The organism is Pseudoalteromonas sp. RWi3 (genome assembly GCF_054960735.1).
The window spans coordinates 203,341-214,361 of the sequence record NZ_JBHNYL010000002.1; the positions used below are offsets into that span (position 1 = coordinate 203,341).

General features: G+C 37.5%; 8 protein-coding genes. 7 read left to right on the forward strand and 1 reads right to left on the reverse strand.

Annotation, left to right across the window (positions count from 1 at the left end; translation table 11 throughout):
- Window positions 1-90: 90 nt before the first annotated feature.
- The 5 genes from ACFI4Z_RS04475 (at window position 91) to ACFI4Z_RS04495 (ending at window position 8,861) form a co-directional block, all read left to right on the forward strand.
- Window positions 91-1,329, forward strand: a complete 1,239-nt coding sequence (locus ACFI4Z_RS04475) for an AAA family ATPase (protein WP_058559432.1) — start codon at window positions 91-93, stop codon at window positions 1,327-1,329.
- A gap of 14 nt (window positions 1,330-1,343) precedes the next feature.
- Window positions 1,344-2,306 (forward strand): transcriptional regulator, encoded by a 963-nt coding sequence (locus tag ACFI4Z_RS04480; protein WP_462669507.1) that lies wholly within the window; start codon window positions 1,344-1,346, stop codon window positions 2,304-2,306.
- A gap of 404 nt (window positions 2,307-2,710) precedes the next feature.
- Window positions 2,711-5,857, forward strand: coding sequence for an SNF2-related protein (locus tag ACFI4Z_RS04485; RefSeq protein ID WP_462669508.1), 3,147 nt, complete (start codon window positions 2,711-2,713; stop codon window positions 5,855-5,857).
- 936 nt (window positions 5,858-6,793) lie between these two features.
- Complete coding sequence (locus tag ACFI4Z_RS04490) at window positions 6,794-8,260, forward strand: DNA recombination protein RmuC (protein WP_462669509.1); 1,467 nt, start codon at window positions 6,794-6,796, stop codon at window positions 8,258-8,260.
- A 28-nt stretch (window positions 8,261-8,288) separates the two neighbouring features.
- A complete protein-coding gene (locus ACFI4Z_RS04495) occupies window positions 8,289-8,861 on the forward strand; it encodes a DJ-1/PfpI family protein (protein ID WP_462669510.1) in 573 nt (190 codons plus the stop codon).
- Here the strand turns inward: ACFI4Z_RS04495 and ACFI4Z_RS04500 are convergent.
- Window positions 8,858-9,748 (reverse strand): LysR family transcriptional regulator, encoded by an 891-nt coding sequence (locus tag ACFI4Z_RS04500; protein WP_462669511.1) that lies wholly within the window; start codon window positions 9,746-9,748, stop codon window positions 8,858-8,860. The genes ACFI4Z_RS04495 and ACFI4Z_RS04500 overlap by 4 nt on opposite strands.
- A gap of 101 nt (window positions 9,749-9,849) precedes the next feature.
- On the opposite strand from ACFI4Z_RS04500, the gene ACFI4Z_RS04505 reads away from it, so the two are divergent.
- The gene (locus ACFI4Z_RS04505) at window positions 9,850-10,341 is read left to right on the forward strand and encodes a DUF2938 domain-containing protein (protein WP_462669512.1); all 492 of its coding nucleotides are present in this window, start codon (window positions 9,850-9,852) and stop codon (window positions 10,339-10,341) included.
- Between the two features lie 9 nt (window positions 10,342-10,350).
- The gene (tmpT, locus tag ACFI4Z_RS04510) at window positions 10,351-10,995 is read left to right on the forward strand and encodes a thiopurine S-methyltransferase (protein WP_462669513.1); all 645 of its coding nucleotides are present in this window, start codon (window positions 10,351-10,353) and stop codon (window positions 10,993-10,995) included.
- The last annotated feature ends 26 nt before the right edge of the window (window positions 10,996-11,021 follow it).

The following is an 11,021-nucleotide window of genomic DNA, read 5'->3' on the forward strand; positions in this document are numbered from 1 at the left end:
CTACTTATTAAAAGTGATGTCGTCATAAATAGTTGTTTACAGTCAATTGAATGGACATTATACTTATAGCCTAACTTTGAGGAATAAAGCATGTCAATTCATAATAATGCATTAGCCACTTACCGGCTTTTAAAAGCAACCGCAGAAGTTGCTGAAAAATCTTTAGAAGGACGTATCCAGCATTATCGTGCCCACTTGAAATCTGAAGAGAAAGAGTTAAGAACCTACACTCAAAAAGCAGCAGCTGATCTTTTAGGTTGTAATAATCGCACTTTAAAACGCCGTCATGATAACGGTGATTTTGATGAACTTAATATTAAACGGGGTGCGAACGGTCATTATGCTTACACGTTAGTTAATATTTTTGCTATGGCTGATATCATGGATATTAAGCCTGATCATCGCTCTGAGTCAGATAAACTACAAGTTATTGTTATCAACTCTTTAAAAGGTGGCTGTGGTAAAACTACTAGTATGGTTAATATAGCTGCAGCACTAGCAACAACAAATATTAAACGTTATAGAATCGGTATAATCGATTTAGACCCTCAAGGTTCTTCTTCAAGCTTTTTTCCACCAAGCGAGCCAGATCCAATTACCGTTGGTGATTTAATGCGTGATTGCATTGAGCTTGATAAAGGAGAAACATGGGAAGATTTAGTATCAAACTCTTTTTTACCAACTCACATTCCTAATATTAGAATGTTACCATCAGGTATGGATGATTTTTACTTTGAACATGAAACGGCAACCTTGCTTAAAGATAGTTCGAGTTATGATAAAACACGCCATTACCATAAGTTATTAGAAAAGGTTATTGACCCGGTAAAAGATCAATTTGATATCATTCTAATAGACACTGCACCATCTCTTAACTTTATGTTTTATAATGCATTAATGTCATCTACAGCTATGTTAATTCCGGTTCACCCTGAAGCTGTTGATTTTGATGCAAATAATAAATACCTCAAACGTTTAGGTGAGATCTATCATACTGTTGCATCCTTAGGCCATGAAGGCTGGGATTTTATGCAGTTCTTAGTAACAAATTATGTAAAAGGTAATCACTCTCAGCGTGACATTGTAAAAGATGTTCGAAGTGCATTTGGGCGACAAGTTATGAGTTACCCTATTAATCACAGTTCAGCTATTACGGCGAGCTCATCCTCATTTAATACTATTTTTGATCAAAAAACGTCTGATAGTTTAGCAAGTCGAGAATCATTGATTCGCGCACAAGAAAACATTAAAGATGTTGTTGATGAACTTGAGATGTTAATTCGCTCGAATTGGCAGTCTACTCAATCTCAACTTAAAAACCCTAAGTAAGGTAGTTAATAAAAATGGCAAAAAAACGCAAAAACGACACCCGCTTAGACCCATTTGCAACAACAATTGGTAACAGTAATTTGGATGAGCTGTTAGAACAAGCTTCTGCAGGCGATGTCATAAAAATGCCTGCCCCAAGCGACCCTTCTCGTTCAATCACATTAACTTGTAAAGTTATCCCTCACTCACAGATTGAACCCGATACAAAAGTGTATGGTAAAAACCGTCGAGTGCAGGCGCTACTTAATGAAAAGTCAGTCGCTGACATTTTACCTGCAATTGCACAAGACGGTCGTAATCAGCATCCAGCATTGTGCTGGGATAAAGGCGATGAAATGCTTGTACTGGCAGGCTCTCGACGTAGAATGGCATGTATTTTAAGTAATGCAGATTATCTTGTCCTTAGCTCAGCAGATTTCACCGACTCAGATGCAAAAATACTGGCTGTTTCGTCTGATCAGTATATTGCACCTAGTCTCTGGGAGTTAGGTCAAGCCTATCAACAAACCAGAGATGAGCTGATCAGCCAGGGGAAAAAGGGCTCGTATAGGGAAATATCTGCAATCGAAGGAGTTTCACATACTGCAGTTGCTGATGCAATCAAAGCCTATGAGAACCTGCCTGCAGCGGTGTTAGCACTTTACCCTACAGCTAATCATGTTGGTCGTGAAGTCGCTAAAAAGCTCATCGCAGCTAAAGAAAGGGACTCTGAGACGTTTGATGCTCTTGTTCAAGAAGTAGCTAATGATCCTCAATTATTGCTAATTGAAGGAGATGATAAACGTGCGATGGCTATTACTAAGTCATTAACAGCGCAAGAACAAACTGTTGGTCGTAAAGAAGCTGTTTTAGAAAACGATTTTGTTAGTGTTCAGCGAATTTTAAAAAGCGGCGATTTATCTATAAAAATTGATAATAAAGTGATGACTGACAAACGTTTGGAACAGCTCACCAAACTGCTTAAAGCGTTCAATTAGTTAGTATAATAATGATCTGAGGTCTGTCTTAAGTTAGTAAAAGTACGATCTCAGTTCTTTCAATGTTAGTAAAAACTTGATCTAAAAACCCTCTTTTTCTTCAATTTACCCTGATTGGATCAGTTTTTTACCCACATATACGTGTTTAAATTCGATTTGATCTTAAAATTCTATCTCCTTAGTAAAAAACTGATCTGTAAGCCCCCCTACTTGTTATTAAGTTGTATATATCTTGTGGCTTAGTTGTATTGGTTTTGTTTTTTCTGCCCAATTTTGTTGATAAACCGATTTTTTACCAACTAAGCTACTCCAACCAGTGTGTTTTATTCGATTAAGCCTTTAGCTGGCAGACGATAAATCATATACTGGTAAAATTACTTTTTATTCATACTGCTTTGGGCGTTATGTCTGCTAACTTATCAAAGTCTGATCTTCTTGCTATTTTTGAAGAGATAAAACAAGAACAAGAAACCTTATTTCCACTTTCTGAAAGGTTTATTAAACAGCTTTTCAAGCCTCATGTTCTTAATCAAGCTAAGGAGTATTTAGCCAACGGACAGATCAATTTTTTAGAGCACAATAAAGATTTTTCAATCATTGATGCGTCTATGTTTGGTAACGAAGGTAGCACTTTCACTCAACATATTGAGATAAAAAAATTCAATGGCGGTTTTTCTGTTGAAAGGCATTGCTCATGCAAAGCCAAAACAAGTTGTCGTCATTTAGCAGCCGTATTACTTAAACTCAAAATTGATCATTCTGGTGAGTACGGACAAGACTATATTATTAACGATTGGTTTGATGAACTTAGCACAATTAAGCAAACGCATGACCGAAGTGCTAAAAATGTATTATTGTTTGTGCTTGAGGTTGAAGCGAATAAATTAATATTAACGCCAAAAATAGCGTCTTATTCAAATAATGAGCAGTACACTTTAGGGCGAAGTCTTACTGAGCAACAGCTAAATAGTTTTGTAACTCCAGCAGATTTGCTTGAAACTGATTTTAGGCTTTTCAGTTGGATTCGTTCACAAAATGCATTAGGTAATCTTGAATTAAAGGGGCAATGGGGTTTCGCGGCATTACAACAATTAATTGCTACTGGTCGTTTGTTTTTTGGACGTTCTCGTAAAGCTATTAGCCCAGACAGCGCTGTTGATCTTAATTTTAGTTGGAGGCAATCAAACGATTTAATTCAGCTCAATACTACTATTAATGACAAGCCTTCTTGGTTATTAATAAAAACAACGCCGCCAACATATTTAGATACCGATACCCTTAAGGTTGGTCGTATTCGCACACCTTTAAGTGGCGAAGAGGTTGCTCATATTAAATCGATGCCTGGTGTACATACAGCAAATTTTGAACGTGTGTTTAAACAAATTAGCGCAAACTTTGGTGATGGCGTTATTCCTCATTATCAACAAAAAGAAGGTAAAAAGGTTAAGCGCCATGCAGATACTTTTGCAGAAATAGAAGTTAATAATGATAATAAGGAACTCACTTTAACACTTGGTTTTAATTATCAAGGCGCTACTTTTGCGCCTAATGCCGCTCCCAAAGAGTTACTCAACTTAGCCCTTGAAAATACGGTTTTAACCGAATTAACTAACCTTGGCTTTAACGTGTGTAAAGGGGCTTTACAGAATAGGTTTATATACAATAAACAAATAGATGCATTTCAACATTGGTTTAAATTTGAAGTGCTACCTAATTTACGTAAACGTGGATGGCAGGTTTGTGATAAAAACTTACGTATAAAAAAATCACTTGTTCCCGTCAACCTAGAGATCACACGTGGCAAAGGACATCAAATTGTTAGTAAAATAATGATCTCAAAATACAAAGCTGCTAGTTTACTAATTAATGATAACCCCGATTACCAATCATTAAATCGTCAAAGTGACTTGTTTTATTATTTTAAACAAGGAAAAGCTTTTTCTGTAATAGAGAAGCAAGTTTTTAAACTTCTTTGTGAGTTTATTCAGCGATTTGAGTTTATAAAAACGCGAGATGAACTACTTATCCCGCTTTCTTACTTGCCGGAACTCGTCGAGCTCAATTGTATCAATGTGACTATTAATGATAGTAATTTAGACAATTATCTTAACGACTTAAAAGCAGAAGACTCAACTTATATGCTCGTGCAGCCGGACTTAAATGAGGGAGTGAAACTGCGTGAATATCAGCTGCAAGGTGTTAACTGGCTACACTTTTTAAAGCGTCATCAACTAGGCGGCATATTAGCGGATGACATGGGGTTAGGCAAAACTCTTCAAGTCATTGCGTTTTTAGCCACTACTAAACAAACCCTTCAATCAGGCCCTACTTTAATAGTATGCCCAACCAGTCTTGTTAGTAATTGGCAAAATGAAATGAGAAAATTTGCCAGCAATATAAAAGTAACCACAATCTTTGGTTCAGCGCGTGTTGAACAATTGCAGCACTTGGGTCAGGCTGATTGTATTCTTACAACCTATCCTTTATTAAAAAGGGATATTGCCTACTACACGCCTCTTCACTTTGAAAATATTGTTCTTGATGAAGCCCAATATATTAAAAATGACAGCGCCCAGATATCTCGATTAGTAAAGCGATTAAACGCCTCATTCAAATTGTGCTTAAGTGGTACACCGATAGAAAATAACTTATTTGAACTTAAATCATTACTTGATTTTGCAATGAGCTCGTTACTTGGTTCGCAAGCACATTTTAAGAGTCATTTTCAGCTTCCCATAGAACGTGATTCAGATACCCAAAGAGCAAATGAGTTAAAAGCATTGATAATGCCATTTATTCTTCGTCGTACTAAGGCAGAGGTTGCCCAAGAGCTACCGCCGAAAACCGAACTCATAAAAGAGTTTGAATTTGAAGAACAGCAAAAAGCATTGTACCAATCAATTACAGATACGCTCGAAGAAAAAATGGTTAACCTATTTGCTGCTCAAGGTGTACAAAAAAGTAAACTCGCATTCCTAGACGCATTATTAAAACTGCGGCAGATATGTTGTCATCCTAAGTTAATTGATAATAATACTTCAGCTCAGAGCGCTAAGCTAAATTGGTTAAGCCAGCATATTCCTACAATGCTAGAACAAGGTAGAAAAATCATTATATTTAGCCAATTCACTTCTGTGCTGGATATTATTGCCGAGCAACTGCAAAACCAAGCTATTCCCTATAGCTTGTTAACTGGGCAAACGCGACATCGTGATAAAGTCATTGAGCAGTTCACCGAAGGCGTAACATCGGTTTTTTTAATTAGTTTGAAAGCTGGCGGTACAGGGCTTAACTTAACGCAAGCAGATACCGTAATTCACTTTGACCCTTGGTGGAACCCGGCCGTTGAAAAGCAAGCTACTGATCGTGCTTATCGTATTGGCCAAACTAATCCGGTATTTGTTTATAAACTTATTATGGCTAATTCGATAGAACAAAAAGTATATAAAATGCAGCAAGAAAAACAAGCGCTCGTTGATGCTCTTTTTACCGATAAATCAATGAGCTTCACCCGATTTGATGAGCAACAAATGTTGAGTTTAATAAAATAGTGCAATTTTTTTGAACTGATCAAAATAAACGCGGTCTATTATTATGTATGTAGTTAAATTGCAGTTTATACATACATCATGTTGATTTCCCATATTTGTTACTTATTTTAGTAATAATTTGCCAGCCAATTTTTAGGCTGGCTTTTTTATGTCTAAAAAGATCAAATCAATTTGAACTAACTTTCATCGGTAATGTCTATTATTAAGCGTGTAGTTAAATTGCAGTTTGCACATGCATCATGTTGATTTCCCTATTTAGTTACTTATTTATAGTAATTTTGACCAGCTCACATTGAGCTGGTTTTTTTATGCCTAAAAAAGATCACATTTATTTGAACTAACTTTCATCGGTAATGTCTATTATTAGGCATGTAGTTAAATTGCAGTTTGCACATGCATCATGTTGATTTCCCTATTTAGTTACTTATTTATAGTAATTTTGACCAGCTCACATTGAGCTGGTTTTTTTATGCCTAAAAAAGATCAGATTTATTTGAACTAACTTTCACCGGTAATGTCTATTATTAGGCATGTAGTTAAATTGCAGTTTGCACATGCATCATGTTGATTTCCCTATTTAGTTACTTATTTATAGTAATTTTGACCAGCTCACATTGAGCTGGTTTTTTTTATGCCTAAAAAAGATCACATTTATTTGAACTAACTTTCATCGGTAATGTCTATTATTAGGCATGTAGTTAAATTGCAGTTTGCACATGCATCATGTTGATTTCCCAAATTTGTTACTAAATTTAGTAATAATCAGCCAGCCCATTAACTAGGTTGGCTTTTTTTATGCCTCAAAAAATAATTAAATAACCTCTACGCTTTAAACACTGTTTTATTGGACATTTCTTTGACTAAGCTGTTTAACAACTATCTTGCTCACGTGTAATTCGCTATGATTAATTGTCTTATGGTTAATTAAGTTTATTTATGTATATACAGTTACTTACAAATATTGATTGGTTGAGTGTTGGGGTTGGCTTTGCTGCAAGCGCTGTACTTTTTAGTGTTATAAGCGCTGTGCGTCGTAAATCTTACCGACAACAACTAGGCACACAACAGCAAGAACTGGCGTTATTGCAAACGCAGCTTAATGACAAGCAATCCCACTATACCACTTTACTCGACCAGCATGCGTCGCTAGAGCAAGACTATCTAGCGCAGCGTGATGAAGCTCAATACTTTAAAACTCGCCTTACTGAGCAAGAGAAACAGAGTCAACAATATAATCATTATTGGCAAAAAGCGGAGGCTGACTTAACGTCATTGCGCTTTGAGTACAACGCCCGTGATGTCGAGTTAAACTCACTTCGTACTGAGCTTGAACAAAAGCAAATGCATTTTGAGCAGCAACTGCAACACATTAATGACAGTAAAGAGCAGCTTAAAAAAGAGTTCGAAAATCTAGCAAATCAAATTTTAGAAAATAAATCAAAACAGTTTAAGACCCTCAATAAAGAAAGCATTGAGCAATTACTTAAGCCTGTACAAGGTGAGTTAAAAGGGTTTCGCGATAAGCTTGAATCTATTCATGTTGAAGACTCAAAGCAACGTGAAGCACTTAAAATTGAGCTACTGCATTTACAAGCTAAAAGCCAAGCGGTTACGGAGCAAGCAGATAAGCTAAGTAATGCGCTACAAGGGCAAAAGAAAACCCAAGGTAATTGGGGTGAGCTAATGCTTGAAAACGTGCTAGACAGCGCAGGACTTCGCGCTGGAACAGATTATGAACGTGAGGTTTCGTTTAATACAGAAGATGGTCGCCTGCGCCCCGATGTGGTGGTGTATTTACCCCAAGGCCGCCACTTAGTGATTGATGCTAAAACATCGTTAAATGCCTACACACGCTTTGTAAATGCAGATCATGAGCTGCAAGCGCAGCAAGCGATTAAAGAGCATGTGGAAGCCGTTAAAGCACGAATTAACGAACTTGCCAGTAAGTCATACGATCGTCTTCCTGGGCTTAACTCACCAGAAGTGGTGATCATGTTTGTGCCGATAGAATCAGCATTTGTTGAAGCACTTAAATATCAAAGTGATATTTACCAACAAGCGATAGAGCAAAATATACTGGTTGCAACCCCCACTACCCTGCTAACCAGTTTAAATATTGTAAAACAGTTATGGCGTTTTGAAGAGCAAACTAAATATTCAAAAGAGCTGGCAAATCGTGCAGAAAAGTTTTACAGCAAACTTAATGGGTTTTTATCAAGTATGGAAGGTGTTGGTAAGCAGTTAGATAAAGCCAAAGAAAGCTATGATAAAGCGTTTTCTCAGTTATACCGTGGTAAAGGCAACTTAATTAAACAAGCGGCAGAATTTAAAGAGCTTGGTGTATCAGTACAAAAAGAATTACCTAAAGAAAGTGTCGAACGCGCGCAATTAGAGCTGGATTAATCTCAGCTTTTCATAAGCAGGACTCAGTATGAATATTTATATTTACGATGATGCAGAAGTGCTGGATTTTTCTGGCCCTTTTGAAGTATTTAGCACTGCTAAGCGACTTGCTGATAACAACTGGCAGGTATTTTTAGTGGCTGAACATGCTCAACCGGTTATGGCGCGCGGTGGTTTTACTGTAAACCCCCATTACAGTTTTGTTGATCATCCGGCAATAGATTTACTCATAGTGGTTGGCGGCGTTCACACTGCTGAATTAACTAAACCTCAAGTAATTGGTTGGATAAAACAAACAGCTGATTCAGCAAAGCACGTTGCATCAGTGTGCACCGGAGCATTCTTACTAGCAAAAGCAGGTTTATTAGACGGTTTAACGGTTACCACACATTGGGAAGATCAAGCCGATCTCGCTAATATGTTTCCAAACCTAAATGTGATCGCAAATAAGCGTTGGCTGTCACAAGGTACATTTACCTCCTCTGGGGGTATTTCTGCGGGAATTGATATGAGCCTGGCGCTAGTTGAGCAGTTAATAAGCCCAGAACATGCAGAGCTTACAGCAAAGCAAATGGAATATCAGTGGCATAAAAACACTTAGCTCTCTAGTAGCTGCTGTTGTATAAATTCATGTATGTAATCACGTAAACAAACCGCTTTTTTACTAAGTAAACGACCGCTTGGCCAAATAGCAAAAATCTCCCTTGGCAGACTTTGCCAAGCAGGTAAAACCCTGACTAACTCCCCAGTTTTAAGCTCGTTTATAATTTCAAAGCGCGGCAGTAAGCCAACTCCTCGATGATCGCATAGTTGATATTTCACAAAGCCGGTATCGTTATAAATACTGCTAAAACGGCACATATGTGTATAGCTTGCTCGCGTAAAAAGGTGGGTGAGAGGCCATTTATTTCTCAGTGTTGTACCAATTAAACGGTGTTGTTTAAGGTCGCTTGGCTCCTCTAATTTAGGGCTATTAGCTAAATAGCTTGGGGTAGCCACTAAAATAGAATCAGCTTGTCCGAGCTTTTTTTGTTGTAATAACGAGTCAACTTGGGGGCCTATACGTAGTGCTAAATCGGCTTGGCTTTTTATTATATCTTCTAACTGATTACTCAAAATTAGCTCTAATTGAATATCAGGGTACGCTTTAGTAAATGCCAACCACATTGGCCTTAAAAAACCATGACAAATATTAAGTGGTGCAAGTACTTTAAGTTTACCACTTAGTTGCTCTTTTTGCTGATTGAGTTGATGGCTGGTTTGTTCAAATTGCTCAACTAAACTGACATAGCTTTGGTAATACACTTCTCCTTGTTGAGTCAGTGTGCATTGACGTGCAGAGCGATGCAGCAGCTTTTGCCCAAGCCTAGATTCGAGTCGTTGTAAGCGCCTTGTAACGGTTGCCGCAGGTAGCGATAAATGCTCTCCCGCTTGAGACAAGCCACCTTGTTGCACTATGTGCACAAATAACACTATATCGTCTAACATAATTCCACTTTTGCAATTTAAGCTTGATCAAAGTTTTATATTTTACTTTTTTGTAAGTTTATATCATTGGGGCTCGGTTTTCTTGCGACAAGGCTATTTTAATGTTTGAAAGTATTGATTGGACTACAGCGATTGTTATTGGGGTGGGAGCGACTGTATTGCTCGATGTGTGGAGTTTAATACTCGCAAAAGTGTTTGCAGTATCGTCGCTAAACTTTTGCTTAGTGGGTCGCTGGGTGAGTTTAATGCGTTATGGCCTGTTTAAGCATGCGTCAATTAGCCAAGCTGAAGCACAAAACAAAGAGTGCTCAATAGGTTGGTGTGTACATTATTTTATTGGAGTTATTTTTGCCTTGGTTTTCTTACTTTTAGTGCCCAGCGATTGGCTCTCCTCACCAAAGCTTTTCCATGCTTTATTTTTTGGCCTTCTGACTGTGTGTTTTCCTTTTTTTATAATGCAACCAGCCTTGGGTTTAGGTATTGCTGCAAGTAACGCTAAAAAGCCTTTTTTAGCGAGAGTTAAAAGCTGTTTATCACATTGTGTTTTTGGTGTTGGCCTTTATGTTAGCGCACTTTTATTAACTTTGATGTGAGGTATTACTATGTCAATTAACTACTGGCTAAAACGATGGCAAGATAATGATATTGGTTTTCATGAGCAAAAAGTAAATCCTTTTTTAAACCGTTATTTTACTAACTTAAACATAAAGCAAAATGGGCGAGTGTTTGTGCCTTTATGTGGTAAGACAAACGATATAGCATGGCTACTAGAGAACAAGTTTAATGTTGTGGGAGTGGAACTAAGCGAAAGTGCAATCATACAACTGTTTGATTCATTGTGTTTAACAGCTACAGTCACTCACCATGGTGAGCTAAAACTTTACAAGGCCAGTAATTTGGTTGTTTGGGTGGGGGATATTTTTGCTTTAACGGCTCAGTTAATAGGAGAAGTTAATGCAATATACGACCGCGGAGCTTTAGTTGCTCTGCCCTTCGAGTTACGCAAAAAATATACGGCTCATTTAATAAACATTACCAGTAACGCACCACAACTGCTAATTTGCTGCATCTATGACCAATCTAAACGAGATGGCACACCTTACAGCGTGAGTGCCCAGGAAGTGTTTGTTCATTATCACTGTGGTTATACTCTCCAGTTACTAAAGTGCCAACGTATTGAAAATGGTATTAAAGGCGTTGAACCTGCTAATGCGCTCGTGTGGTTGTTAAGTAAAAAGAATTGCTAGCTTTGTATATTGCATGCAATACTTGA